This is a genomic window from Spirosoma endbachense (assembly GCF_010233585.1).
Lineage (GTDB): Bacteria > Bacteroidota > Bacteroidia > Cytophagales > Spirosomataceae > Spirosoma > Spirosoma endbachense.
Genome location: NZ_CP045997.1, coordinates 953,441 through 979,566, shown reverse-complemented (window position 1 = coordinate 979,566; position 26,126 = coordinate 953,441). Strand labels below are relative to the sequence as shown.

The following is a 26,126-nucleotide window of genomic DNA, read 5'->3' as shown; positions in this document are numbered from 1 at the left end:
GACACGTCAGCTAACCGAAGGCCAATTCGTTTATTTCGCCTTCCGCAGATAAAAAACGAATCCATTTTCCTCGCCCGTTTTTCTGATGTCAGGCAAGGAGTCGAGTGCTGTATGCTCTTCAACGTTCTTCTTGATAAACCAAACATCTTTGTCGATTTTACCGCGTAGAAGCCAGTTTTCGTTGTAGTAATTGGGGTTTGTAATGGCAGGTTTCTGCGTATAAAAGAACGGGCCATAACTACGATAGCCGTAGGATTTCACATACACATTCTGGCCCTGCGCCTTCTCGAAAAAGCGCATGGCCGCATCCTGAGAGATGCCTTCGATCCGACCGATAAAAAACCAGAGAGTCAGTGTAATAAACACAGCCATACCCCCAAACAAGGCAACAATTGCCCGGTCGGTCTGGCGTTGATCGAACCAGATCAGGCTCAGCGACAGAACAATAAGCAGCCAGATACCGGGTATTACCTCCCAGCCTGTCCAGTTAATTTTTGCGTTCAGGTTAGCCTGCGTAAAGGCATCCTGATCAGCAACAGCCCGCACCAGATCCATGCGATGCGCCAGAATAGGCAAGCCAATGGTAGCCAGAATATATATCCCGCCAATAACAATCAACCCAGCCCGCAACCAGTTGTTGAACCGGATTTTATTCGATTCCAATTGCGTCAGCGTCAGAGTGGCCATATAGGTCAGCGGGAAATAACACATGGACGAATAGTGGACAATTTTAGACTGTACGATGCTAAACAGGATCAGGACAACCCAAAACAAAATGAGCATCCACTTCCGGAATTCACGCTGGTAATTACGCTCGATCATCAGCGGAGCAAACGCCCGCAGAGCAAAAATCGAGGCCGGAAAGCAGCCAACCAGCAGGATCACAAAATGATAGCCGGGGAAACCTGAATGACCTGCATCAGGCGTACTGAACAGGCGAAAATTATACTTCAGAAATTCGGTGATGAAAACCGGGCCGTGAAGGAAGGTTTCCAAACCATACCAGGCCACAGAAACCAGCGTAGCCGCTACCGAATAAAACAGAAATTGCAGGGGCGTGATAAACCAGCGAAACCGGCTCAGAATCCAGTAAACACCCAATGTCAGACACACGATCAGGTAAGCAACCGGCCCTTTCGTGTTAATGCCCATTCCCAGTACAAACCCGCCGATAAACAGGTAATTCCAGACGCCACGGGGCAGAAGCATACTACTGGCGGTACCTTCTCGCTTCCAGGAGGCAAAAATCAGATTAATTAACCCAATAAAAATGAACAGGTTAAAGAACGGATCAATAATACCCGAGCGAAAATACAGATGAGGTGTAACGGAGCCCAGGTAGGTTAGCGCCCAAATCAGGCCAAAACGATGGCCGTGTAGCTTAGCGCCGAGGTTATACAGGTAAATCAGCGAAATAATACCACAAATGGCATTCGGTAGCCGAGCCGCGAATTCATTGGTGCCAAATATGTTCATCATCAACGACTGACACCAGAAGAAAAAAGGCGGTTTCTCGTAAAATGGCTTAAAATCAACGTGAACCCGCAGGTAATCGCCCAGCACAACCATTTCGCGGGAGCACTCGGCGAAATTGATTTCGTCCCAATCAAACAGTCGGACTCCTCCAAGAAAGGGAACGAATAGTAAAATGCCCAGTGCCGCAAAGAGGAGCGAATAAAAAAGTTTTTGATTCATACGTAACGCAAAAAAGCCCTGTCCACAAAAGTGAACAGGGCCGTAAAAGTAAGGAAAATGTTTGAGCCAGCATCCCGTAAGGTTCTGTCCAAATCTGTTCTATCGTCAAAATAGCAAAGTGCTCCGGCTTATTTCTTACCACTTAGTCGGTTCAGGATATTGCTGATGAACGCATCATCAATACCCAGTGCACGTTTTAAGGTTGTATAAGTGGCCACCATTTTTTTGTCTAACCAGATCAGAATCGCTTTGGCACCATCGTCGGGCCGGGCTTTGTAGTTCGTTGCCCGAAGCGTTGGCGTTACGGCTTCTTCCGTAAAATAATAGAGTGCGATTGATTTACGCGTCATATCTTCCGGACACAAAATCGGATCGGGCAGACCGTGATAGGAGTCCTCATCCGTGTTAAAAACAACACACCGGTTAAAGATCGGCGCAATTTTCTGTACCACGCCTTTCATCTGTCGGTCCCAGAGTTCCAGATCACCCCGGTATTCAGGTTTCCAATCGTGATTGAGGTAAATCAGTAAATTTACGCGCCGACGCCAGTTGCGTTTATGCGGGTGAACGGTAAAATCGGCGTGAACATTCAGGAAACCGTTTCGCTTCGACTGGTGAAGTCCGCCACCCTCCAGTGAATCATCCGAAATCAGGTTGGGAATACCCGTTAGTTTGCTTAGGTAAGCCACAAAACGGGGCGAATTCATTTCGCGAATAACATCCTGAATGGCAGTCGGCAGTAAATCCATTTTGTTCAGGCCGTGTTTTTTTTCATTGACGTGAACGTAATGAATCCAGCCAGCATCGCCAACAGCGGGGAATGACGCGAGTGCCCGTTCGGCTGCCCAGGGTTCCAGAAAATTCTCGAGCGCAATGTGCGGGTAAGGTTGGTTCTGTTGGTACCGTTGAGCATCAGCGGGCAGCGATTTCTGCCAGCGTTCATAGTCGAAGAGCGTATCGGTCGTAATCGTATTCATACCACAAAGGTAAGTTGAGAATTGAGGCAGTTTATAAGGAAACCGATTTATACAAAAAAAGATTGCGTTGGAAATACGATATTCGCGCCGACATTCTGAACTGGTTTACAGTTTTCAGGTGGCAGCGTATAGTGCGCACTTTGCGAATTGGTATGCAAGCTTATGCCAGCTCAACCTGAATACTGCCAACTGAAGATTGTACACTAAAAACTTCCTTTCTTATGCTTCCGAATCATCGATTTACCAGTCTCCCTGCTTACGCTCAATTACAAGCTCATTACGACGTATTAAAAAACCGGCATCTCCGCGATTTATTCGCCGAAGATGCCGAGCGTTTCCCGAAGTTTACCCGGCAGTTCGAAGAAATTCTGCTCGATTTTTCCAAGAATCGTATTACCGATGAAACCTTTGGTTTGCTGCTTCAACTCGCCGGGCAGGCGGGTCTGACCGAAGCAATCGGGAAGATGTTTTCGGGCGACAAAATCAACCGAACCGAAGACCGCGCCGTATTGCATGTGGCCCTGCGCAATCGGTCGAACACACCCGTACTGGTCGATGGGAAAGATATAATGCCTGACGTAAACGAGGTGCTGGCACACATGAAAGAGTTTTCGGAGCGCGTTCGGTCAGGCGCCTGGAAAGGGTATACGGGCGAAGCCATCACCGATATCGTAAACATTGGCATTGGGGGTTCAGATCTCGGCCCGGTTATGGTAACAGAAGCGCTGAAACCCTACGCCAGTCCTGATCTTCGGGTGCACTTTGTCTCTAACGTCGATGGCGTTCACATGTATGAAACGCTGCAAACGGTTAAACCCGAAACCACGCTGTTTCTGATCGCATCGAAAACGTTTACGACCCAGGAAACGATGACCAATGCCCAAACAGCCCGGCAATGGTTCCTGGATACCGCCAAAGACGAAGCAGCCATTGCCAAGCATTTTGCCGCGTTATCAACAAATCAGGCAGCCGTTGAGAAATTTGGCATTGATCCGGCCAATATGTTCGGCTTCTGGGATTGGGTTGGCGGTCGCTATTCGCTCTGGTCGGCCATTGGCTTGTCGATTGCCCTGTATATTGGCTATGACAAATTCGAGGAACTGCTGGAAGGCGGTCATGCCATGGATCTGCATTTCCAGAACACCCCCGCCGAACAAAGTCTGCCTGTTGTTCTGGCGCTGATCGGTATCTGGTACAATAATTTCTTTGGCGCACAAACAGAAGCGATCCTCCCCTACGACCAGTACATGCACCGATTTGCGGCTTATTTTCAGCAGGGCGATATGGAAAGCAATGGTAAATCGGTCGATCGCGACGGCAATCCGGTTGACTGGCAGACGGGCCCGATCATTTGGGGAGAACCCGGCACTAATGGCCAGCATGCGTTTTACCAGCTCATTCACCAGGGCACAAAACTAATCCCCTGCGATTTTCTGGCTCCGGCAATTAGCCAACGGCCCATTGGCGAACATCACAAAATTCTACTGGCTAACTACTTCGCCCAGACCGAAGCCCTGATGAACGGCAAAACGGCCGACGAAGCCGCCGATGAATTACGCAAAGCGGGTAAAAGCGAAGAGGAAATCAGCTTTTTGACGCCTTTCAAAGAGTTTTCCGGGAACAGACCAACAAACTCGATTCTGTTCAAAAAACTAACTCCCCGCACGTTGGGAAGCCTGATTGCACTTTATGAACATAAAATTTTCACGCAGGGCGTAATCTGGGACATCTATAGCTTCGATCAATGGGGCGTGGAACTGGGTAAGCAACTGGCCAGCCGGATTTTACCCGAGTTGCAGGATGATGCACCCGTAACTACGCACGATAGCTCAACTAATGGCCTGATAAATACATTCAAGAAATTGCGTAATGAGTAAATAATTATTCCCGCAGACGACCGTAGAAAAGTGTGAATTTTTGGACGTTTATCTGCGGGATATTTTGTTTTTTCCAGACAGACAAAATAAACGAATCGTTTTGCGAATGAGTTTCTATAGATTCAATAAGTTAAGGCTTTTACCGAAGGATATGAGTAAAGAAACTTACCATATTAACATACGAAGAAATTAGAATAATCTAAAAACATTGACCGTAAGCGGTCTGTTAATAGGGTGTAATGTCAATTACACCTTTTTTTTGTGCAACTCAACGCGATAAAGAACATTATGAAAACTCAACTTACTTTGCTGGCATCCTGCCTGCTTGGTGTTGGCCTTGCTAGTGGCCAAACCACCACCAATCCCTCATCGACAACGACGGGTACGTCAACGTATAGCGCGTCGCCAGTAACGGATACAACCAGCACGTCGAACAGTACGTATTCAACGACGCCAACAACAATGTCGTCGGATAGTGCGTCGAGAGCGAATATGAATGCCAATGGCACCTATTCAACGACGCCGACAACGAACAGCTACAACAACTCAGCGGCAACAACAACGACGACAACCGATACGTACACAACGACGACCCGCGACAAGAAAACAAAGGATTATAAAAACTTTGTTTTTGGCATCTATGCGGGTTTAAATACGACACGTTTTAAGGGTGAAGATGTCAATGGCGATAACCTCTCGGGTCGTTTAGGATATCAGGCGGGTTTCTTTGTACGGGGTGGTGGTCGATTATTTGGCCAGTTAGGCGGTGAATATTTTGCCTCAAGTTCAAACTACTTCCGTAAAGGAGATGGGCAGACGGCTCAAAACATTCAGGATCAGATCAATATCCAGTATGTTCAAATTCCGGTATATATCGGCTATAAGCTGGTTGAATCCGATCGGGGTATTTCTGCCGTTCGGTTACAGGTAGGTTTAGAGTATGCCAATCGGATCAACTCCAACAGCAACTCATTCAACCTGAGCAATTCGGAAATCAAGAGTGGTACGTTCAACGGTTTGGGCCAGCTTGGCTTCGACATTGGTCCGTTGCTGATCGATTTGACCTATCATTACGGATTCAGCAACTCGATCGAAGCCGTTAGCACAACAGGTTTCGCTGGTTCGCAGCGCAGAATTTTGAGCGCCAGTGTAGGGTTCAAGTTCTAAGCGATACGTTTTTCTGCAGTAAAAAGCCGGCTTAAAAAAGTCGGCTTTTTTTTTGTCGTTCCAGCACAGCATGTACATAAGCCTTATCTGCGAAGGAATAGTAGCTATGTCGATAAATAAGCGAAACATTCAATAAGGAGACATGGTTGTAAGTCAATATAGGCATATGCCGTTGCTCAACTCAACACGTTATGAAAAAAACAGTAAATGCAGCGTTACTGCTGGCAGGAGTATGCAGTGCCGGTCTGGCACTGGGTCAGCAAAATTCCTACGACGACCGCTACGATCGGGATAGGGACTATCGCCCGTCGTCGCGTCGGGATGAGCGCCGTTATGATCGGCAGCTCGATGATCGGTTGGATGAACGCAGAGATTTTAACCGTCGAAATGACGAAAATAGCCGATACAACAATCGCTACGAAGATCGGACGGGAAACGACCGAAACTACGGTCGGATGTATGATGAGCGCGATTTAAGCCGGGCCTATGACGATGGCTATCAGGATGGTCAGCGTAGTACGGAAGTCGAGGAACGCAAAGCACATCGGGAAAACTACAAGAATTTTACATTTGGCGTATATGCCGGAGCCAACTCAACCCGGTTTGAGGGTGAAGATGTTCAGGGCAATAACCTGAGTGGTCGGCTCGGTTATCAGTTGGGTTTCTTTATACGGGGTGGCGGCCGGGTTTATGGGCAGATCGGCGCTGAATATTTAACGTCGAGTTCTGATTTTTATCAGGCTGGCGATGGTCAGGTAAACGGAATCAAAGACATCACATCGAATGTCGACCAGAAATATTTACACATTCCGGCCTACATTGGTGTCAAGGTAGCCCAATCTGAACGGGGCATTTCAGGAGTCCGCTTACAGATTGGTGCTGAGTATGCAGCCCCCCTGGGTGTCAATAATAATGCATTCAATTTCTCGCAAAGCGATTTCGCTGCGGCTACCGTCAACGGTCTGGCGAATATTGGTTTCGATGCCGGGCCGCTGTTTCTGGATTTTGTGTACCACTATGGATTTGCTGATGTACTCAATAATGTCAGCAACACCAAACGCCGGATTCTGGGTGTCAACTTAGGATTTAAGTTTTAATCCATTAACTCATCCGCAATAGTCGGTAGTCGTTCGTTTATAGTCGTAAGTTTGTTAGTAGCTACTGCAACCGACTATCGCCGAACGATTACCGACTTTTTTATGAATACCTTATTCCCAATATATGTTAAGGCCGAAAACCTGCATACACTCATCGTAGGGGGTGGTTATGTGGGTCTGGAGAAAACAACGGCCCTGCTGGCCAACTCACCAGATGCCCGCATCACGCTGGTGGCCCCCGAAATTCGGGCTGAAATCCGGGAACTGGCCCGGCAACATCCTAAACTTGCCCTTATTCAGGAGCCTTATCATGAGTTATTCCTGGCCGACAAGGATCTGGTTATTGTGGGCACAAACGACAAAAATGTGAACCGGCAGGTACAGGCTGATTGCAAAAATCGACGAATTCTGGTCAATGTGGCCGATACGCCTGATCTGTGCGATTTTTATCTGAGTTCGGTCGTCAAAAAAGGAGATCTGAAAATTGCGATTTCAACCAACGGCAAATCGCCAACCTTTGCCAAACGATTCCGTGAAGTATTAGAAGAAATTTTGCCCGATAGCCTTCAGGAAACGCTTGATAACCTGACGGCCATTCGCAATCAGTTAAAAGGTGATTTTGTGCAGAAAATGGAGAAACTAAATGAAATCACGAAGGTGTTGAAATGAGCACAACTACGACCAAACGCTCATGAAAATTCTGGCGATCTCAGGCAGTTTACGCCTAAATTCGACGAATACAAAACTTCTCCGTGCCATCGTTCAACTGGCTCCTACCGACGTTGAGATTAACTTATATGATAAACTAGGCGCTATTCCGCCCTTTAATCTTGACCTCGACAATGAAAATGCGCTGGCGGCCGTAGCCGACTTTCGCTCTGAACTTCAGGCGGCTGATGCTATCGTGGTTTGCAGCCCTGAATACGCTCATGGCGTATCGGGTGTTCTGAAAAACGCGCTGGACTGGATCGTCAGTAGTGGCGAATTTATGAATAAGCCAGTAGGCATTATCAATGCGTCACCGCGTTCTCTCTACGCCCACAACGCCCTCATTGAGACACTTACAGTCATGATGGCCATTATCATTCCTGAAGCTTCACCAGCGGTGCCGGTTGCTGGCCGGTCGCTCGACGAAGCGGGCATTCTGGCCGATCAGGAACTAGCCACCAGCTTGCTCAACGCTATCGATGCCCTGGTAAATTTTACAGAAAAAAGCGATCATTAAGCGAGTAGAGACAGGGTTTTTCATCCAAAAGTTCTTTTCCTGTCTCCTGATTCTACCCTAAAACTGCTGCATAACAGCCACGAAGGTTTTATATGGCGATTAGATACAACGAATAAACGACTCTATTCTACACTACGTTGCCTTTCTTCACAGCATCATTCTCGTCCATGGTGGAGCTCATCCGCATAAAACCTCATGCGTAGCGCACATGGCCTATCGATTCCAGGGCACAAATTTATTATCTTTGATTTTCTTAACTTTGCGCCATGAATAAGTCGGAAAGTACTCGCACGTCAGATTTTAATACCGAACTAAAGCTAAAGGGATTTAAAGTCTATGAAACAGACAGCAAGTCGAATGGACACAACTATAGCCGCAAAGACTTCTACAAAATCAGCCTGACGTCTGGAAAGTATATTTTTCATTATGCCGACAAAAGTTTTGAAACGGATGAGCCCATTTTATTTTTTGGCAATCCGCGTATTCCTTACTCCTGTGAGATTATTACACCGACAATGGACGGTTATGCCTGTCTCTTTACTGACGATTTTCTGAAAGTAAGCGACCGGTCTGAAAGCCTTCTGCAATCACCCTTATTTAAGCTGGGCGGCACACCCATTTTAACGTTAGATACGGAGCAAAAAGACACCATCGCGACGATCTTTCAAAAAATGCTTGTAGAGCAGGATTCCGACTATGCCTTTAAGGATGAGTTGATTCGTAACTACCTCAACCTGATTATTCACGAAGCGTTGAAAATACAACCTTCCGAAAGCTATCCTGAGCACAAGAATGCGGCTGTACGAATCACCTCGGTATTTCTTGAGCTTTTGGAACGACAATTCCCGATTGAAAGCATCAATCACCCACTAGAATTAAAAACAGCACAGGATTTTGCCAAACAGTTATCCGTACACGTCAACCATTTAAATAGCTCGGTAAAGGAAGTTACCGGCAAACCCACGACAGTTCACATTGCCGAACGAATTATCAGCGAAGCCAAGGCACTCCTGCAACACACGAATTGGACTATTGCCGACATTGCTTATGCCCTTGGGTTTGAATACACGACTTACTTCAACAACTTTTTCAAAAAGAAAACGGGTGAGATACCCAAATCGGTGAGAGCGGCCTCTCTTTGAAATTCTTATTTTTTTCTTTGTTTTTCGTTAACGGCTGGCATACAGGACGCTGATCTTTGTACCGTCAATTAACAACAAAGAAAAAAGAATATGACTATCCCTAAAGTTTGGCTCATCACTGGTGCCGGACGCGGTTTAGGCCTGGATATTGCCAGAGCGGCTCTTGCCACTGGCCATAAAGTGGTTGCTACCGGTCGAAACACAGGCAAAGTTGCTCAGGCTCTCGGCCAAACTGAGGATTTGTTGGTCGTAAAGCTGGACATTACCAACCCTTCTGACGCCGAGTCTGCGATTAGGGCAACGATCGACCGGTTTGGCCGCATCGATGTTCTGGTCAATAATGCCGCCAGCTTTTATGCAGGCTACTTTGAAGAACTGACACCGGAGCAGATGGAGAAGCAGCTGACGACTAGCCTCATCGGGCCCATGAATGTCACCCGCGCGGTACTTCCTCTCATGCGTAAACAAGGCTCAGGACAGATCATTACGATTTCATCAACCGCTGGACTCGTCGGATTTGAGTTTGGTACTGCCTACGCTGCGTCGAAGTTCGGTCTGGAGGGTTGGATGGAGTCGCTTCAGGCCGAGATAGAACCCTTTGGCATCGATACCATTATCGTCAACCCAGGTTTTTTTCGCACCGAGCTACTTACCGAGGAGTCTACGAATTACGCCGAGCCTACCATTGAAGACTATAACGAGCGTCGAGCAAAGCAAATGGAATTTTGGAAAGGCGCGAATGGTCAACAATCAGGCGATCCGGCTAAGCTCGCTCAGGCACTGATTACAATCTCTGGCCAGGATCGGCCACCACGACGCTTCATTGCCGGGGCTGATGCCATTGGCACTGCCGGGCAGGTGATCGCCGTGCTTCAACAGCAGATCGACGCCTACCGTGAGCTGTCTATCTCGCTGGCCCATGAGGATGCGTAATTGCAACCCATAGTCCACCATCAATACCTTTTGTGAGCCAGCGATTTCGCCCTGCGCTATACCAAAGGATACCGGTATCCTTTGGTATAGCGGTACATTACCGATCCAATTGAGAAATAAATTTGGTGCCCAGGCAAAATTGTCATCAGGACAATTGCTTGCTAAAGCTTACCGAGTTTAAATCTAAAGATCAACCTGTATGTCAAATACAACATGGACTGTAGATAACCTACATTCAGAAGTACAATTCAAAGTCAAACATCTTGTCATCTCAACGGTCACGGGTACATTTAAATCATTTAGTGGTCAGGCCATTACGAATGGAGATCAGTTTGAGGATGCGCAGATACAATTCGACGTTGATGTAAACAGTGTAGATACTGGCCAGCCCGGTCGTGATGAGCACCTTAGAAATGCAGACTTTTTCGAAGCGGAAACGTATCCTAAATTCTCCTTCGTCTCTACTTCATTTAAAAAGGTCAAAGGTGATCTGTACAAACTTGTTGGCGACCTCACGATCAAAGGCATTACAAAAGAAGTAGCGCTCGACGCCGAATATGGTGGTACGGAAAAGGATTCATGGAACAACATCAAAGTAGGTTTTGAGGTAACTGGTACAATTGATCGCAAAGCGTTTAATGTTACCTTCAACGCCCTGACCGAAAGTGGAGGGCTTGCCTTAGGCGAGAACATTAAACTCCTGGCAAACATCCAATTAGGAAGACCAGCTGCCTAGAACCAGCCTTCATAAAACGAACAAACCGTTGGTGACTTACCAACGGTTTGTTCGTTTTATGAAGGCTATTAGACGCTCCTAATAGATTATATGAGAAGAATTTCCTGATTTGGCGATAAATATGCCGCACCAATACGGAACGGGCTTGCCTGTGCGCGTTCGGACATCTCCTGAATTAGAATAATCCCTGGCCGAAAATCTTGCCTATCGACATTGGCTCATTGTGCAGAATAAAGAAATAAACCAAAACGGCAAGTACTACATAGCTAAATGCCAGCCATTTTTTCTTCTGGGCAAACTCACTGGGGTGGTGGTAATAGTCATAAATCATTGATGCCGACAAGCCCATTACCATCAGAAAGAACGCGAAGACCCCAAAATCTGTTCGGTACATGCTAACCGAATGCATGAAACGAGCACCCGACACGATATAGAGTAGCCAGCAACCGAAGCCCGCCCGGTAGAGGTAAACGCTCAGCCGTCTGTCATTTTTAAGATCGAAAAGATCGTCGGTGAATTTCTCGGACATGATTTTGGTTGTTTGGGCTGCGGGGCCACCCGTGCTGTGAAAATACAAATTATAAGCTATAAACGCAAAAAGTACCATGCTTGATTCACAACCAGTTGACACGGTTCAGGAATTTAATACAATGCAGGTTGAACTCGTGCGTGTGGATGACGCCTTTCATTTCGAAGCCATTGGAAAATCGGGAGTGGCGCAGCACATTGACGGAGCAGTTGATATTGGCGGCCATAATGCAGGGGCCAGACCAATGGAAATGCTATTGATGGGCCTGGCTGGCTGCACGGCCATTGACGTGATTCTGATTCTCCAGAAACAGAAACAACAAATTGACGATTTCCGATTGAAGGTCGACGGGTTACGCGAAAAAGGAGCTGTTCCCGCTCCTTTCAAAAAAATTCATATCACTTATCTACTAAAAGGTCAGCTTAATGCCGATAAGGTTAAACGGGCAATTGATCTGTCGATGGACAAGTACTGCTCGGCTACGGCACAGTTCCGCCCTTCAACTGACATTACCTACTCATTTGAAATAGCGTAGTGGTTTACTGAGTCTTAAGCCTTTGGTTCCGAAGCCTTAAAGTGGTGCTGAGTCTTGTCTTGACCGCCGTTTTGTTTGCTGAAGAAACTCACGACTCCACTGCACGAAAGAAAGTCATGCCTGCCAGGCAAGCTTACTCAAAAACGCCGACCGGATCGGATACCCTATCTTCGAGACAGGGCATCCGATCCGGTCGGCGTTCAGGCCTATTCAATAGGCTTTACGACTTATTCTCTGGCTTTTTACGGAGGGTATCGTAACGCAGTAAACCCTCCAGAAAATAGTAATCGGCATAAATAATGGGCGTATCCACTTCGCTCTTGCCCGGCTTATGTCCGACACTATGCTTCAGAATAAAATTGTTATTTTCACCCAAATTGGCTTTATAAGCCGGACTGGCCAGGCTTTGCAGCATTTTCACGGCCGACTGATAGTAGGTTTTAGCCGAAGGGCCGCCATAGGTTGATAGCTCAAGCAAAGCCGAAGCGGTAATCGCACCAGCCGACGCATCGCGCTCTTCGTTCGGAAGATTCGGCGCGTTGAAATCCCAGTACGGGATTTTATCAGCGGGAAGATTCGGATGGTTCAGGTAAAAATCAGCAATGTGCCGGGCCTGATCCAGGTATTTTTTGTCTTTCGTTTCGCGATACATGACCGTATAGCCGTATAATCCCCAGGCCTGACCCCGCGCCCAGGCCGACCCATCGGCAGCCCCCTGAGCCGTTTTTTTCGCGGCTACCGTTCCGTCTGGATTATAGCAAATGACGTGGTAACTGCTGTAATCAGGACGAAAATGGTTTTTCAGCGTGTTGTCGGCATGAGTGATAGCGATGTCGCGAAACCGCTTATTACCCGATTCTCTGGCCGCCCAGAACAATAATTCCAGATTCATCATGTTATCGATGATAACTGGATATGTGTAGTTCTGAAACTTATTCCAGGATTTAATGACGCCGACTTTCGGATCGAAACGAGTCGAGAGTGATTTGGCTCCGGTCAGCATAATCGGCTTATACGATTCGTTTTTAGTTAGCCGATAGCCATTGCCAAAGGGACAATAGAGCATAAAGCCCAAGTCATGTGTACCGGTATTGTCCTGTTCTTTTGCGACTGCCATCGACCATTTATGAGCAGCGTCTTTCATAGCGGGAGCTTTCGTCCGTTCGTATAGATACCAGAGCGATCCACCAAAGAAACCACTGCACCACCAATCCGATTTCATGTCCCGAATCGTACCATCGGGGTTCGTCGATTGTGGAAATTTAGTCGTATCCGGGTGAGTTTTCAGCATTAGTTCGTATTGCTTCGTAGCAAAAGCGAACTCCTTATCAACGTCTATTGGCGTTTGGGCAAAGGCAGAAAAGGTAAGCGAGGCAAAGAGAAGACTAAAATAGTGTTTCATGAAAAAGAGAGTTTAAGAAAAAGGAATCTACTACCGCAAATCAGCGATCGCAGTCATATCCATATCGGCGTAATCCATATTTTCGCCAGCCATTCCCCAGATGAACGAGTAGTTCGTTGTTCCGCATCCCGAATGGATCGACCACGGAGGAGACACTACGGCCTGATGATTGGCCACGAGTAGATGTCGGGTTTCGGCAGGCTGGCCCATCAGATGCACAATCCGGTGAGCCGGGTCAAGATCGAAGTAAAAATAGGCTTCCATCCGGCGGTCATGCACGTGGGCAGGCATTGTATTCCAGACGCTTCCTGATTTCAGAATCGTTAAACCCATAACCAACTGGCAGCTTGGCAGCCCATCCCGGTGAATATACCGGTAGATGACCCGTTCATTAGCGCCTTCTTTCGACCCCATCGGTGCCGAAAAAACATCATTTTGTGCCGCCTTTTGGGTCGGATAGGTCGTATGGGCAGGGGCCGACAACACATAAAAAAGAGCAGGATCGCCTGCCGACTGGCTTCCAAATGTCACTTGCCGACTACCCCGTCCGACATAAAGACAGTCCAGTTTAGCCAGTTCGTAGCTCTGCCCATCAACCTGAATGGTTCCGGGGCCGCCAACATTGATTACGCCTAGCTCCCTGCGTTCTAAAAAATAGTCACTCTTTAGTTCGTCATAAGTCGTCAGTTCGACCAGTGAATCGACTGGCTTTACGCCCCCAACAATAACCCGATCAAAGTGACTGTAACAGAGCTGAACCGTATCTGGAACAAAGAGGGTTTCAATCAAAAAATTCTCCCGAAGCTCGTTCGTTTTGAACGTACTTGTTTCATTCGGGCCAACAGCATAGCGTACCTGCATGTTCAGTGAATAGTTGGTAATTAAACGTTGTAATTCGTAGATAAATGCAATTCCAGATGAATCGGCCTTTCCTGCATAGCTAGTCAGGTTCTGCAAGGCATAGAAGCTTATACTGGCTTTTTACAGAATATTATCTGAATTATTCAACTATTCAAAAGAATTGCCATAAGAATTACCCGCATATCAGTATAAAAATCAATGCAACCGCTACCGCAAACGTTTGCATACACGTCCTTTCGTCCATGTTTTTTTAGGAATCTCTGCTATTTCCAGGATGTCCCTTCTACCTCCATCTAGCTTAAGAAGGCTGGTCTGTTTTTGAAGAAGAACTATGAAATTTTACATTTTACGCAATAGCCTTCGGTAGCCTTGTCGTAGCCAGACACAGGCATCGTATGGCCCAAAAATCTTGGGCGCAAACATCTTTACTTTAACAGATTCAAATCTGGCTGAGCGTATTTATAGACCTTAAAATAAAGCGTCGTTTTGGTTTGATAGACACCGTCAATTGCTGAAATTTCGTTTATGAATTCAACCAAGTCGTTATTAGTCTGGCACATGACATCGACCTCCAAATCATAATCGCCGGATGTACTGGCCAGAAAACTAACTTCAGGCCGGGTCGAAATTTCCTGCGCTACGTGCTCTTTCAGCGTAGCCGGGCGCACATATACGGCAACGTGCGCGTAGGCACGAAATCCTACTTTATCGGGATCGACCCGGCCGACAATACTAATAATTCCTTCTTCTATTAATCGGTTAAGTCGGGTTCGGGCTGTGCCAACGGATACATTTAATTGCTCGGCAATTTCTGTGAATGACATCCGGCCGTCTTTTTGGAGACAGGACAGAACAGCAAAGTCCAGGTCGTCGAGCGTACTATGATTTTTTTCCATCACCGTGATTTTGTCTGGCAAAAATATTGCTAAAATTTGACTTAGATTTAAATTATTTTTAGTTTGCACTTCATATTTCTGCAAAAAATGCAGAACTACAACAAAACCATGAAGTATAGTCCCATACAGAATTACATAAACGGTCAGTTTATCGATGCGGCAACGGATCAGACACTGGCGGTCATTTCACCAGTAGATGGCACCCTGCTATCGACCGTACCATTATCGACTGCCCATGATTTAGATACTGCCGTCAAAGCGGCAAAAGCCGCCTTCCCGGCCTGGAGCAGAACAACCATTAAAGAAAGAGTACAGGTTTTCTTCCGCTATAAAGCGCTGCTGGAGAAGAACATCAACGAATTGGCGGCACTGGTCCAGGAAGAGAATGGTAAAACCTACGATGAGGCCGTTGCCGAAATTGAAAAAGGTGCTGAGCTGGCAGAATTTGCTTGTTCGTTACCGCAAATCGTCACTGGTGAAATTTTGGAAGTGAGCCGGGGCGTTGAGTGTCGAACTGAACACGTACCCCTGGGCGTCGTTGCCAGCATTGTTCCGTTCAATTTCCCAAGTATGGTGCCAAACTGGACAATTCCGAATGCCATTGCGCTAGGTAATTGCATGATTATCAAACCCTCGGAGAAGGTACCCTTGAGCGTAGGTCGACTAGCTGAACTGCTCCAGGAAGCGGGTTTGCCCAAAGGCGTCTTCAACGTCGTTCACGGCGATCGGGAAATCGTTGAAGCCATCTGTGATCATCCGGGTATTGAAGCCGTTTCATTTGTCGGTTCCACAAAAATCGCCAAAGCCGTTTATAAGCGGGCAACCAGCAATTACAAACGCTGTCTGGCGCTGGGCGGGGCCAAGAATCACCTGATTGTATTACCCGATGCCATTCCGGGGATGACGGCACAAAACATCACGGCATCGATGGCGGGTTGTGCGGGTCAGCGGTGCATGGCAGCATCGGCCATGGTTGCCGTTGGTCCGGTCGATCACATTATCGAGAAACTCTGTGAAGAAGCCCAGAAGATGGTTCCCGGCAAAAATCTGGGTGCCGTGATCAATCGTGCCTCCAAAGACCGCATTGAGCGATACATTACTGAAGCCGAAAGCCAGGGGGCCAAAGTGCTGGTCGATGGGCGTAATCCGACGGTGGAAGGCAAAGAAGAAGGCACCTATGTAGGCCCAACTGTTATTGATTATGTACGACCAGATATGGCCATTGCTCAGGAAGAAATATTTGGCCCGGTCATTAGCATCATGCGGACAAATACGGTCGATGAAGCGCTGGCCATCGAGAATGCGAACCCATACGGCAATGCAGCCTCCGTATTTACTCAAAACGGTGGCATGGCGCGCTACGTGATCGATAAAGCCAGCGCCGGAATGGTCGGCGTTAACGTGGGCGTACCTGTTCCGCGCGAACCATTTTCGTTTGGTGGCTGGAATGATAGCCGCTTCGGCGTCGGCGATATTACCGGCAAAAGCTCCATCGAATTCTGGACGAAGCTCAAAAAAAGCACAACCAAATGGAACCCCGAAGCCGGCATTAACTGGATGAGCTAACTTTAGACAAATTAACCATTAACGCTTTTTCTTATGCTTGACACAACAACGCTTTCTGAAACGCAGGAAGTGCTTCAGGATAGTTTCGATTATACCGTATTTGCCTGGAGCAAACAGAAAGGTATTTCACCCATTGCGGTAAAATCTGCCAAAGGAGTTTATATGTACGATTACGACGACAAACGTTATATCGACTTCTCATCGGGCCTGATGAATGTCAATATTGGACATGGTAATCAGCGCATTACGGAAGCAGTTGTCAAGCAAATGCAGGAGGTGAGCTATGTAACTCCCTACTGCGTAACAAAAGTCAGGGGTGAATTGGGCAAAAAACTGGCCGAAATCTGCCCCGGCGATCTAAATAAAGCCTTCTTTACGTTATGCGGTGCGACGTCAAATGAAGCGGCTATTAAGCTGGCGCGTTTGTATACTGGCCGGCATAAAATTCTAAGCCGCTATCAGTCCTATCATGGTGCTACGTATGGCACCTTATCGGTTGGTGGCGACCCGCGCAAACTACCAGACGATTCGCAGCAGGCTCCTAACTTCGTACACATCGATATCCCGTATCGTTATCGCTGGAACCACGATGAAGAAAGTATGCTGACCGACTCCGTTGCCCAGTTGGAACGGGTCATCGCCTACGAAGGCCCCGGCAACATAGCCGCCATCATGCTGGAAGGTGAGTCGGGCACATCGGGTTGTCTGCAATACCCTGTTGGCTATTTAGCCGCCGTTCGGAAAATCTGCGATAAACACGGTATTCTGATCATCATCGACGAAGTGATGAGCGGTTTTGGCCGTACCGGTAAATGGTTTGGCTTTGAAAATCACGGTATTGTTCCTGACATGGTTACGATGGCCAAAGGTATTACCAGTGGCTATATCCCATTCGGATGCCTGATGGTTACGGATAAAATCGCAGCCCGCTACGATGATACCGTATTGGCAACCGGTATGACTTATGCTGCTCACCCGGTTGGTTGTGCAGCGGCTCTGGAAACGCTGAAAATTTATGAGGATGAAAATCTGATTGAAAACGCCGTTGAAATGGGCAAATACATGGATGCACAGGCGGCTATCCTGATGGAAAGGCATCCGAGCATTGGCGATTTTAGAAATACCGGCCTGTTAGGCTGTTTTGAACTGGTCAAAAACCGGACGACGAAAGAACCAATGGCTCCCTTCAACGCCAGACCGGAAGAAATGGCCGTTATGAGCAAAGTAGCTGCCAGGATCAAGGAGTTGGGTATGTACACCTTTGTTCGCTGGAGTTATGTGTTCGTCGCCCCTCCCCTATGCGTCACGAAAGAACAAATCGACGAAGGGCTGGCAATCATCAGTGAGGCTCTGAAAATCGCTGACGAGTACGTGGTAAACCAACCAGTAAACCTATAAGGTCTTTATAAACCTATAAGGTCTCAAAGCCCTTATAGGTTTATCGAATCGTAACAAGCATGCTCACTTCAAGACGCAGATTTATTGGGGCACTTTCGGTAGGTACAGCATCGGCTTTACTGCCAGCTACAACGTTTGCGTCCATTGGTAAAGCAGATCCGGTTAAGCGAATTATTCTTGACAGCGATACCGCAACCGATGATGCGCTGGCAGTTCTGATGGCCGTGACTTCGCCTAAATTGAAAGTCGAGGCCATCACCATCACCTGTGGTAATGTGGGGTTCGACCAGCAAACTAAAAATGCGCTTTACACGATTCAGCTAGCCGGAAAGAACGGCCAGGTTCCCGTTTTTCAGGGTTCTGCCCGTCCGCTCGTTCGGCAGGTCCACGGGAATGCAACGTACGTACACGGTAGCGACGGGATGAGTAATTCGTTCTTCCCCGATCCGCAGCAAAAACCAGAGAAAGAACACGCCGTCGATGCCATTATCCGGCTCGTCGATAAATACCCAAACGAGATAACGATTGTTGCCATTGGTCCGCTCACCAATGTTGCGTTGGCGCTGTTGCGTGAGCCATCCATTGCCAAAAAGGTCAAAGAACTGTATTTCATGGGTGGTTTCTACAAGTTTTACGGCAACATCAATCCGGGTGCGACCTACAATGCGTGGGTCGATCCGGAAGCGGCCCGCGTTGTTTTCCAGTCGGGAATTCCCATAACGACGGTTGGTTTCGATGTGAGCGTAAAGAGCTCGGTTTTCACGGATGACGACTACGCGAAAGTGGAAAAACTCGGCACTAAATACGCTGACTTCTTCATGAAGATTAACCGAATTCGGCGAAAATATTGCAAAGAACACCAGAAGATGAATGGCTCTAATCACCCGGATGCCATTACCATTGCGGCCGTTATCGACCCCAGTATTGTTTCGCTATCCGTATCGCGTTTCGTCGATATCGAAACGCGGGGAGAATTAACGCTCGGGGCTTTGGCCATCGACGAGCTGGGCGTCTGGGGCAAACCACCGAATGCCACCATCTGCGTGGAAGCCGACGAGGCAAAGTTTAAGAAAATGGTATTCGATACGTTGAAAATGAGTTAATTGGTTCGTAGTTTACAGTTCATGGTATTGAGTTGACTGGTTTATGCCTGACCGAACCCAATACTAGAAAACCAGAAACAGTAAATCTGACATTATGCAGTTAGCAACTGAAGCAAACGTAGACGAATCATCCGCTCTGTATAGCGAGGATTTAGCTCCCATCCCCATGTCGAAACGGACATGGACTACCTGGAATTATGCCGCTCTCTGGATCAGCATGAGTTTGTGTATTCCAACGTATATGATGGCTAGTTCACTTATCCAGGGCGGTATGAACTGGTGGCAGGCTATTTTCACCATCTTTCTGGGCAATACCATTGTTTTGATTCCAATGGTATTAAATGGTCATGCCGGTGCCCAATACGGTATTCCTTTCCCTGTTTTGGTACGATCCAGTTTCGGAACCAGTGGTGCCAATATTCCGGCGATGCTTCGGGCCATTGTCGCCTGTGGCTGGTTCGGCATCCAGACCTGGATTGGCGGCTTTTCGATCTACCAAATGCTTCGGCTATGGATTCCGTCGCTGGAAACATTACCCCAGGTGTTCCCCGTTTCGTTTGGCTTACAAACCGGCCCTGCCATTTGCTTCTTTTTGTTCTGGCTGCTGAATATGTATGTCGTTTATCTTGGTGTCGAAAGCATCAGAAAATTGCTGGTATTCAAGGCATTTTTTCTGCCTGTTGCCGCGCTGGCACTGCTCTGGTGGGCCATTTCGGCCGGAAACGGTCTTGGGCCTATTCTCGAGCAACCGGCCAAATTCACGACCTCGGCGGAGTTCTTTGCCTTTTTCTTTCCAGCCCTAACCGGCATGGTCGGTTTCTGGGCCACTCTGTCGCTGAACATTCCGGATTTTACGCGCTATGCAACCAGCCAGCGAGCCCAGGTACGCGGTCAGATTATTGGGCTACCTCCGGCCATGACATTGTTTTCGTTTATTGGCGTTGTCGTTACCTCAGCAACGACTATTATTTACGGGACAACCATCTGGGACCCGCTCGTTCTGGCCGGAAAATTTGATAGTAAACTGCTGGTCAGCATCGCTATGATTGCGGTGGCCATTTCGACCCTGGCAACGAACATTGCGGCCAATATTGTTAGTCCGGCTAACGATTTTGCGAATCTGGCACCGTCGAAAATTGATTTTCGGAAAGGCGGCTACATTACAGGTATCATTGGCATTTTAATTTTCCCCTGGAAGTTAATTGCCGACCCAACCGGATTCATTTTTACCTGGTTAGTGGGTTATTCCAGCTTACTCGGGCCGGTTGGTGGCATCATGATCGCCGATTATTTCTTCCTGCGCAAACAGCAACTGGTACTGAGCGATCTATACAGCGAATCAGGCAGGTATACCTACAAAAACGGGTTTAACCCGGCTGCTATTATTGCCTTACTCGCGGGTATACTGCCCAATATTCCGGGCTTTCTGACGACCATTCAGGTGATTCCGGCCGACAGCGTTCCTGGCTGGATTTCGCACCTTTATAATTACGCCTGGTTCGTCGGTTTTTTGGTGAGCGGGTTAGTGTATTTGGGGCTAATGAGAAACAGTATTTTTACCGCAAAGGACACAAAGCTCTTCGCAAAGAACACAGAGAATTTATCTATTTAAATTTCTGTGCAGCTAAAAACCAACTTATACCACAAAGTAAACGAAGTTGTATGACGGAAATGAAGTGTCGCATAAGGCTAAAAGATGGTATTAGGCGAGTTGTAAACGGCTTATAAACCTTTGCGATTCATTGCGTTTCTCCTTCGTGTTCTCTGCGGTTAGTTTTTATTTTTTACCGCAAAGGACACGAAGGGGAAACGCAATGAATCGCAGAGAAAATAATTGATTAAATGAGCATTTTGATTAAAAACGGTCGGATTGTTACGGCTACAGACGATTACGTTGCCGATATTTTCGTGGAAGGCGAAACGATTAGCGCCATCGGTAAGAATCTGCCCGTTGAGGCCGATTCGACCATCGACGCGTCAGGGAAACTGGTATTTCCTGGTGGCATCGACCCGCATGTGCATTTGGCTATGCCGTTCATGGGGACGTTCTCAAGCGATACGCATGAAACGGGTACCCGTGCAGCTCTCTTTGGCGGCACGACTACGGTTATTGATTTCGTCTTGCAAAAACAGGGGCATTCGCTGAAAGAAGCGCTTGCCGACTGGAACTCCCGTGCCCGTGGCACTACCGTAGGCGACTACAGTTTCCATATGGCCGTGACTGATTTTAATGAAGATACGAAGGCCGAAATAAAGGAGATGGTTGAAACTGAAGGAATTACTTCGTTCAAAACCTTTATGGCCTACAAAGGGGCGTTGATGATTGACGACCGGCAAATGATTGGTCTGATGCAGGAGGTGAAAAAGCAAGGCGGTATGGTTACGGTTCATGCGACCAACGGCGATGTCATCGATTACCTGACGGCCAAACACCGGTCTGAAGGCAAGTTGGCTCCGCTGTATCATTACCTCTCGCAGCCCGAAGTGACGGAAGCTGAAGCCAGTGGCCGTTTCGCTGACATGGCCGACTATACCGGCTGCCCCGGCTACATCGTTCACATGACCTGCGAAGGTGCTCTGAATGCCGTTCGAAACGCCACCCGGCGTAATCAGAAAGTGTTTGTCGAAACCTGTATCCAATACCTCATTCTCGATGCATCATTGTACGAGTCTAATTTCGAGGGGGCCAAATGGGTCATGAGTCCGCCGTTGCGGGAAAAGAAAGACCAGCAATCGCTCTGGGCCGGTATCAACCAGGGTTTAGTGCAGATCGTGGCCACCGATCATTGCCCGTTCATGTGGGAGCAGAAACTGATGGGCAAAGATGATTTCTCGAAAATTCCGAACGGGCATCCGGCCATCGAAAATCGCATGGAATTGCTCTATAGTGAAGGTGTTCACAAGGGTAAGATCACACCGAACAAATACGTTGAGGTTGCCTGCACAAATCCGGCTAAAATCTTTGGTATGTTCCCGCGAAAAGGAACGATCGCGATTGGTAGCGATGCCGACATTGTCATCTTCGATCCAAACGAAACGCACACGCTCTCGGCCAAAACCCACCATATGAATGTCGATTATTCAGGCTACGAAGGATGGGAGCTAACGGGCAAAGTCAAAACTGTTTTGCTGCGTGGTAAAGTTGTTATCGACGACGATAAATGCCTGGCCGACAAAGGTTATGGCCAATTTATTAAACGCAATAAAGTGAGCGGAAAGATCTAGGGTATTTTTATAATTCGGTGTTTTTTCCTGGCCACTATCGTTGAACCCAATGGCTGGAGCCGGGACAAAAAGATCATTAACTTCTACGTAAGCATGCCACGAATTATTAAGTCGGGATTGATACAAATGAGTCTGCCGAAGACCGAAGGCGAAGGTACAATTGATGAAATCAAGGAAGCGATGGTCGAGAAGCATCTGCCGCTTATTGATGAAGCCGGTCAGAAAGGGGTTCAGATTCTGTGTTTACAGGAAATTTTCAATACTCCCTATTTCTGTCCGGGGCAGAACAGTGCCTGGTATGCTTCGGCAGAATCAGTTCCGGGACCCACGACGGACCTGATGGCCGAATATGCCAAAAAATACAACATGGTCATCATTGTTCCCGTCTACGAAAAAGAGCAGGCAGGAATCCTGTATAACACGGCAGCTGTGATCGACGCCGACGGAACCTATTTGGGCAAATATCGCAAGAATCACATACCCCATACGTCGGGTTTCTGGGAGAAGTTTTTCTTCAAACCCGGCAATCTGGGCTATCCGGTTTTTCAAACCCGCTATGCGAAAATTGGTGTGTATATCTGCTATGACCGCCACTTCCCGGATGGTGCCCGCTGTTTAGGTCTGAATGGTGCCGAAATTGTCTACAATCCGTCGGCAACGGTAGCTGGTTTATCGCAATACCTCTGGAAACTGGAACAACCTGCCCATGCTGCTGCCAACGGCTATTTTATGGGATGTATCAACCGGGTTGGCGAAGAAAAACCCTGGAATCTCGGCCGATTCTATGGCTCATCTTATTTCGTTGATCCACGTGGTCAAATCTTCGCCACAGCTTCGGAAGATAAAGACGAATTGCTGATCGCCGATTTTGATCTGGACATGATCGAAGAAGTTCGTAATGTCTGGCAGTTCTTCCGCGATCGGCGTCCGGAGACCTATGATAAGCTGGTTGAATTGTAAATGACTATAAAATGGATAATGCATCATGCAGAAATCCATTTCTAGTGGAGTCTGCCTGAGAAGTCCATCTGCATTATCCATTCACAATATGGCAATAACCAATAACCGATTAACGGCTGAACAATACGAGCAAAACTTCAGCGACATCCACCCGCCTTTCGACTCACGGGAAGCAGCTCTGGTGGACGCGAATCGTTGTCTGTTTTGTTATGATGCCCCGTGCACGAAAAGCTGCCCGACAAGCATCAATATCCCCAAATTCATCAAGCAGATTACCACCGATAACATCAAAGGATCGGCCTACACCATTCTTGATGCCAACATTATGGGGGGTGGCTGCTCGAAAGTTTGCCCGGTCGAGAAATTATGTGAAGGTTCCTGCGTCTTTAATTTGATGGACGAGCCTCCCATTCCGATTGCCAAACTGCAACGTTATTCCACCGAAAAGGCCATTGACCACAAATGGCCGTTGTTTCAGCGCAAACCATCGACCGGGCGAAAAGTAGCAGTTATAGGGGCTGGTCCGGCGGGCTTAAGCTGTGCTCACGTCCTGAGCCGGGAAGGCATCGATGTGACCATCTTTGAGAAAGAACGTAAAGGCGGTGGTCTGATGACCTATGGTATTGCGGCTTACAAGGTGACGCCGGAGTTCTGCGAGGACGAAGTCAATTTCATCACATCGTTAGGCGGGATTGAGATTAAGTATGAGCAGGAGTTGGGCAAAAATGTATCACTAGCCGACCTTCAGGCCAATTACGACGCCGTATACATTGGCATTGGCGTTGGTGTTGCGAGACAACTGGCTATTCCCGGCGAAGATTTAGCAGGTGTTGAGGACGCCATCCGTTTCATTTACGACATCCGCGAGAAAGGCTATCCATCCGTACCCGTTGGTGATCGGGTCGCCGTCATTGGCCTCGGCATGACTGCTATTGATGCAGCTACACAAGCTAAGCGACTGGGGGCCAAAGAAGTAACCATCGTTTATCGTCGAACGCAGGCCGAAATGCCCTCTACCGAAGTTGAGCTAAATCTGGCAAAACTAGATAGCTGTAGCCTTATCTGGCTGGCATCGCCCAAAGAAATCAAAGGGGAAAATGGACAGGTTACGCAACTGATCTGCAACGTAATGGAATTAGGTGTACCCGATACCAGCGGCCGCCGGACCCCGATTGAAACAGGCGAGACCATTACGCTGAACGTCGATATGGTTATCAAAGCTGCGGGGCAGGTTCCGTTTGAAGACCTGGTCGATAGCAACCAGCTCAACAACTGGAAAGGGAAGATCGCTATCGACAGCAACTGCGCCACGAATATTCCGGGTGTATTTGCTGGTGGCGACTGCGTAAACGGCGGCAAAGAGGTGGTCGATGCTGTTCAGGCAGGCAAGGATGGGGCAAAAGCGATATTAGGTTTTATGTATAAAGAGCGAGCGAGTGAATGAGCGAAAGAGCGGGCTGACGTTCCAGTGAACCATCTAGCCAGTTATTTCACTCATTCAATCTTTCGCCCATTCACTCATTGAAAACGTGGCAGATTTAAGCGCAAATTTCCTCGGCATCAAATCGCCAAATCCGTTCTGGCTGGCGAGCGCCCCCCCGACGGATAAACAATATAATGTCCTGAGAGCTTTTGAAGCGGGCTGGGGCGGAGTGGTCTGGAAAACATTAGGCAGCCAGGTTAAAAACGTGTCGTCTCGCTATTCGGCGGTTGATTACGGTGGCTCCAAGGTTATGGGATTCAATAACATCGAACTCATTTCCGACCGACCGCTCGATATCAACCTACGCGAGATCGCCGAATGCGTTCGCCTGTTTCCTGACCGGGCGATGATTGTGTCGCTCATGGCCGACAATAGCCGCGAGAAGTGGCACGAATTAATTGCTCAGGTTGAAGATACGGGTGCCCACGGCCTCGAACTGAATTTCGGCTGTCCACACGGAATGACCGAGCGTGGCATGGGCGCAGCAGTTGGTCAGGACCCGGAGATTGCCAAAATGGTCGTTGAATGGGTCATGGAAAAAGCGACTCTGCCGGTTATTACAAAGCTGACGCCCAACGTACATTCGGTGGTGCCGACAGGCCGTGCATCGGTCGAAGGGGGTACGAATGCGCTATCGCTCATCAACACGATCCAGTCAATTACCGGCGTCGATCTGGACACATTCGTGCCAAATCCATATGTAGCAGGGAAGTCGGTGTATGGCGGTTATTGCGGCCCAGCCGTCAAACCGATTGCGCTGAAAATGCTGACAACCATTGCCCAGGACCCCATCACGTCACGAATGCCTATTTCTGGAATTGGCGGTGTCAGTACGTGGAAAGATGCTGTTGAGTTTATGTTACTGGGAGCGTCAAACGTTCAGGTCTGTACGGCGGTCATGAAGCATGGCTTCCGCATCATTGAAGACATGTGCGATGGCATGAACAACTGGATGGACGAAAAAGGCTTCAAAACCCTCGATGACTTTATTGGCAAATCCGTGCCAACCATTACTCATTGGGAAGACCTCGATATCAATTACCACATCGTCGCGAATATCGACCAGGACAAGTGCATTCACTGTGGTTTGTGCTACATCGCCTGCGAAGACACCTCCCACCAGTCGATTAATCTGTCGTACGGCAATCCCTACAACACCTATTCAATTAAAGAAGATGAGTGTGTTGGCTGTAATTTGTGTAAATTAGTATGTCCCGTTGACAGTTGTATCACGATGGTAGAGCAACGCAAAGGTGACGAATACCTGAACTGGAAAGAATTTCAACGGCGCGGTTTGCCCTTGAACGATCATTAACAAA

At 47.9% G+C, this 26,126-nt stretch carries 23 protein-coding genes; 17 read left to right on the top strand and 6 right to left on the bottom strand.

Annotation, left to right across the window (positions count from 1 at the left end):
* Nucleotides 1–30: 30 nt before the first annotated feature.
* Nucleotides 31–1,695 carry an ArnT family glycosyltransferase gene (locus tag GJR95_RS03955; protein ID WP_162384654.1) on the bottom strand — a complete coding sequence of 555 codons (1,665 nt, stop codon included), beginning with the start codon at nucleotides 1,693–1,695 and terminating at the stop codon, nucleotides 31–33.
* Between the two features lie 128 nt (nucleotides 1,696–1,823).
* A complete protein-coding gene (locus tag GJR95_RS03950) occupies nucleotides 1,824–2,672 on the bottom strand; it encodes a 2OG-Fe(II) oxygenase (protein ID WP_162384653.1) in 849 nt (282 codons plus the stop codon).
* A 221-nt stretch (nucleotides 2,673–2,893) separates the two neighbouring features.
* Between GJR95_RS03950 and pgi the strand changes: the two genes are divergently transcribed.
* The 8 genes from pgi to GJR95_RS03910 all read left to right on the top strand — a co-directional run bounded on the left by pgi (nucleotide 2,894) and on the right by GJR95_RS03910 (nucleotide 10,849).
* Nucleotides 2,894–4,549: a glucose-6-phosphate isomerase gene (pgi, locus tag GJR95_RS03945; RefSeq protein ID WP_162384652.1), complete on the top strand. Its 1,656-nt coding sequence runs from the start codon at nucleotides 2,894–2,896 to the stop codon at nucleotides 4,547–4,549.
* 288 nt (nucleotides 4,550–4,837) lie between these two features.
* Nucleotides 4,838–5,716, top strand: a complete 879-nt coding sequence (locus GJR95_RS03940; protein ID WP_162384651.1) for an outer membrane beta-barrel protein — start codon at nucleotides 4,838–4,840, stop codon at nucleotides 5,714–5,716.
* 191 nt (nucleotides 5,717–5,907) lie between these two features.
* Nucleotides 5,908–6,813, top strand: coding sequence for a hypothetical protein (locus GJR95_RS03935; protein WP_162384650.1), 906 nt, complete (start codon nucleotides 5,908–5,910; stop codon nucleotides 6,811–6,813).
* Between the two features lie 102 nt (nucleotides 6,814–6,915).
* Nucleotides 6,916–7,482 (top strand): precorrin-2 dehydrogenase/sirohydrochlorin ferrochelatase family protein, encoded by a 567-nt coding sequence (locus GJR95_RS03930; RefSeq protein WP_162384649.1) that lies wholly within the window; start codon nucleotides 6,916–6,918, stop codon nucleotides 7,480–7,482.
* A gap of 22 nt (nucleotides 7,483–7,504) precedes the next feature.
* Nucleotides 7,505–8,038, top strand: coding sequence for an NADPH-dependent FMN reductase (locus tag GJR95_RS03925; RefSeq protein WP_162384648.1), 534 nt, complete (start codon nucleotides 7,505–7,507; stop codon nucleotides 8,036–8,038).
* Nucleotides 8,039–8,304: 266 nt separating this feature from the next.
* The gene (locus GJR95_RS03920; protein ID WP_162384647.1) at nucleotides 8,305–9,180 is read left to right on the top strand and encodes a helix-turn-helix domain-containing protein; all 876 of its coding nucleotides are present in this window, start codon (nucleotides 8,305–8,307) and stop codon (nucleotides 9,178–9,180) included.
* Nucleotides 9,181–9,270: 90 nt separating this feature from the next.
* Entirely contained in the window at nucleotides 9,271–10,113 is an 843-nt protein-coding gene (locus GJR95_RS03915) for an SDR family oxidoreductase (protein WP_162384646.1), read from the top strand.
* Nucleotides 10,114–10,312: 199 nt separating this feature from the next.
* A complete protein-coding gene (locus GJR95_RS03910; RefSeq protein WP_162384645.1) occupies nucleotides 10,313–10,849 on the top strand; it encodes a YceI family protein in 537 nt (178 codons plus the stop codon).
* A gap of 175 nt (nucleotides 10,850–11,024) precedes the next feature.
* Here GJR95_RS03910 and GJR95_RS03905 read toward each other — a convergent pair whose 3' ends face one another.
* The gene (locus GJR95_RS03905; RefSeq protein ID WP_162384644.1) at nucleotides 11,025–11,378 is read right to left on the bottom strand and encodes a hypothetical protein; all 354 of its coding nucleotides are present in this window, start codon (nucleotides 11,376–11,378) and stop codon (nucleotides 11,025–11,027) included.
* A 76-nt stretch (nucleotides 11,379–11,454) separates the two neighbouring features.
* On the opposite strand from GJR95_RS03905, the gene GJR95_RS03900 reads away from it, so the two are divergent.
* Entirely contained in the window at nucleotides 11,455–11,913 is a 459-nt protein-coding gene (locus GJR95_RS03900) for an OsmC family protein (protein WP_162384643.1), read from the top strand.
* 220 nt (nucleotides 11,914–12,133) lie between these two features.
* Here the strand turns inward: GJR95_RS03900 and GJR95_RS03895 are convergent, their stop codons facing one another.
* From GJR95_RS03895 to GJR95_RS03885, 3 genes are all read right to left on the bottom strand, one after another.
* Nucleotides 12,134–13,315 (bottom strand): glycoside hydrolase family 88 protein, encoded by a 1,182-nt coding sequence (locus GJR95_RS03895; protein ID WP_162384642.1) that lies wholly within the window; start codon nucleotides 13,313–13,315, stop codon nucleotides 12,134–12,136.
* A gap of 30 nt (nucleotides 13,316–13,345) precedes the next feature.
* Nucleotides 13,346–14,272 (bottom strand): 5-dehydro-4-deoxy-D-glucuronate isomerase, encoded by a 927-nt coding sequence (gene kduI, locus GJR95_RS03890; RefSeq protein WP_317167044.1) that lies wholly within the window; start codon nucleotides 14,270–14,272, stop codon nucleotides 13,346–13,348.
* A gap of 329 nt (nucleotides 14,273–14,601) precedes the next feature.
* On the bottom strand, nucleotides 14,602–15,072 hold the full coding sequence (locus tag GJR95_RS03885) for an Lrp/AsnC family transcriptional regulator (protein WP_162384641.1): 471 nt from the start codon (nucleotides 15,070–15,072) through the stop codon (nucleotides 14,602–14,604).
* A gap of 108 nt (nucleotides 15,073–15,180) precedes the next feature.
* Between GJR95_RS03885 and GJR95_RS03880 the strand changes: the two genes are divergently transcribed.
* The 8 genes from GJR95_RS03880 to preA all read left to right on the top strand — a co-directional run bounded on the left by GJR95_RS03880 (nucleotide 15,181) and on the right by preA (nucleotide 26,122).
* Nucleotides 15,181–16,638 (top strand): CoA-acylating methylmalonate-semialdehyde dehydrogenase, encoded by a 1,458-nt coding sequence (locus tag GJR95_RS03880; protein ID WP_162384640.1) that lies wholly within the window; start codon nucleotides 15,181–15,183, stop codon nucleotides 16,636–16,638.
* A gap of 33 nt (nucleotides 16,639–16,671) precedes the next feature.
* Nucleotides 16,672–18,036: an aminotransferase class III-fold pyridoxal phosphate-dependent enzyme gene (locus GJR95_RS03875; protein ID WP_162384639.1), complete on the top strand. Its 1,365-nt coding sequence runs from the start codon at nucleotides 16,672–16,674 to the stop codon at nucleotides 18,034–18,036.
* Nucleotides 18,037–18,095: 59 nt separating this feature from the next.
* Nucleotides 18,096–19,139, top strand: a complete 1,044-nt coding sequence (locus GJR95_RS03870; RefSeq protein ID WP_162384638.1) for a nucleoside hydrolase — start codon at nucleotides 18,096–18,098, stop codon at nucleotides 19,137–19,139.
* 94 nt (nucleotides 19,140–19,233) lie between these two features.
* Nucleotides 19,234–20,751: an NCS1 family nucleobase:cation symporter-1 gene (locus GJR95_RS03865; RefSeq protein ID WP_162384637.1), complete on the top strand. Its 1,518-nt coding sequence runs from the start codon at nucleotides 19,234–19,236 to the stop codon at nucleotides 20,749–20,751.
* 230 nt (nucleotides 20,752–20,981) lie between these two features.
* On the top strand, nucleotides 20,982–22,364 hold the full coding sequence (gene hydA, locus GJR95_RS03860) for a dihydropyrimidinase (protein ID WP_162384636.1): 1,383 nt from the start codon (nucleotides 20,982–20,984) through the stop codon (nucleotides 22,362–22,364).
* Nucleotides 22,365–22,457: 93 nt separating this feature from the next.
* Nucleotides 22,458–23,324 (top strand): nitrilase-related carbon-nitrogen hydrolase, encoded by an 867-nt coding sequence (locus GJR95_RS03855; RefSeq protein ID WP_174260184.1) that lies wholly within the window; start codon nucleotides 22,458–22,460, stop codon nucleotides 23,322–23,324.
* A gap of 88 nt (nucleotides 23,325–23,412) precedes the next feature.
* Nucleotides 23,413–24,768: an NAD(P)-dependent oxidoreductase gene (locus GJR95_RS03850; RefSeq protein ID WP_162384635.1), complete on the top strand. Its 1,356-nt coding sequence runs from the start codon at nucleotides 23,413–23,415 to the stop codon at nucleotides 24,766–24,768.
* An 85-nt stretch (nucleotides 24,769–24,853) separates the two neighbouring features.
* Entirely contained in the window at nucleotides 24,854–26,122 is a 1,269-nt protein-coding gene (gene preA, locus GJR95_RS03845) for an NAD-dependent dihydropyrimidine dehydrogenase subunit PreA (RefSeq protein ID WP_162384634.1), read from the top strand.
* Nucleotides 26,123–26,126: the final 4 nt, after the last annotated feature.

Coding starts and splice junctions, on each gene's coding strand:
- GJR95_RS03930 (WP_162384649.1), top strand. CDS start 6,916: ATGAATACCTTATTCCCAATATATGTTAAGGCCGAAAACCTGCATACA.
- GJR95_RS03855 (WP_174260184.1), top strand. CDS start 22,458: ATGCCACGAATTATTAAGTCGGGATTGATACAAATGAGTCTGCCGAAG.
- GJR95_RS03915 (WP_162384646.1), top strand. CDS start 9,271: ATGACTATCCCTAAAGTTTGGCTCATCACTGGTGCCGGACGCGGTTTA.
- GJR95_RS03885 (WP_162384641.1), bottom strand. CDS start 15,072: ATGGAAAAAAATCATAGTACGCTCGACGACCTGGACTTTGCTGTTCTG.
- GJR95_RS03920 (WP_162384647.1), top strand. CDS start 8,305: ATGAATAAGTCGGAAAGTACTCGCACGTCAGATTTTAATACCGAACTA.
- GJR95_RS03850 (WP_162384635.1), top strand. CDS start 23,413: ATGGCAATAACCAATAACCGATTAACGGCTGAACAATACGAGCAAAAC.
- GJR95_RS03870 (WP_162384638.1), top strand. CDS start 18,096: ATGCTCACTTCAAGACGCAGATTTATTGGGGCACTTTCGGTAGGTACA.
- hydA (WP_162384636.1), top strand. CDS start 20,982: ATGAGCATTTTGATTAAAAACGGTCGGATTGTTACGGCTACAGACGAT.
- pgi (WP_162384652.1), top strand. CDS start 2,894: ATGCTTCCGAATCATCGATTTACCAGTCTCCCTGCTTACGCTCAATTA.
- GJR95_RS03880 (WP_162384640.1), top strand. CDS start 15,181: ATGAAGTATAGTCCCATACAGAATTACATAAACGGTCAGTTTATCGAT.
- GJR95_RS03875 (WP_162384639.1), top strand. CDS start 16,672: ATGCTTGACACAACAACGCTTTCTGAAACGCAGGAAGTGCTTCAGGAT.
- GJR95_RS03925 (WP_162384648.1), top strand. CDS start 7,505: ATGAAAATTCTGGCGATCTCAGGCAGTTTACGCCTAAATTCGACGAAT.
- GJR95_RS03900 (WP_162384643.1), top strand. CDS start 11,455: ATGCTTGATTCACAACCAGTTGACACGGTTCAGGAATTTAATACAATG.
- GJR95_RS03935 (WP_162384650.1), top strand. CDS start 5,908: ATGAAAAAAACAGTAAATGCAGCGTTACTGCTGGCAGGAGTATGCAGT.
- GJR95_RS03895 (WP_162384642.1), bottom strand. CDS start 13,315: ATGAAACACTATTTTAGTCTTCTCTTTGCCTCGCTTACCTTTTCTGCC.
- GJR95_RS03950 (WP_162384653.1), bottom strand. CDS start 2,672: ATGAATACGATTACGACCGATACGCTCTTCGACTATGAACGCTGGCAG.
- GJR95_RS03940 (WP_162384651.1), top strand. CDS start 4,838: ATGAAAACTCAACTTACTTTGCTGGCATCCTGCCTGCTTGGTGTTGGC.
- GJR95_RS03865 (WP_162384637.1), top strand. CDS start 19,234: ATGCAGTTAGCAACTGAAGCAAACGTAGACGAATCATCCGCTCTGTAT.
- GJR95_RS03910 (WP_162384645.1), top strand. CDS start 10,313: ATGTCAAATACAACATGGACTGTAGATAACCTACATTCAGAAGTACAA.
- GJR95_RS03905 (WP_162384644.1), bottom strand. CDS start 11,378: ATGTCCGAGAAATTCACCGACGATCTTTTCGATCTTAAAAATGACAGA.
- GJR95_RS03955 (WP_162384654.1), bottom strand. CDS start 1,695: ATGAATCAAAAACTTTTTTATTCGCTCCTCTTTGCGGCACTGGGCATT.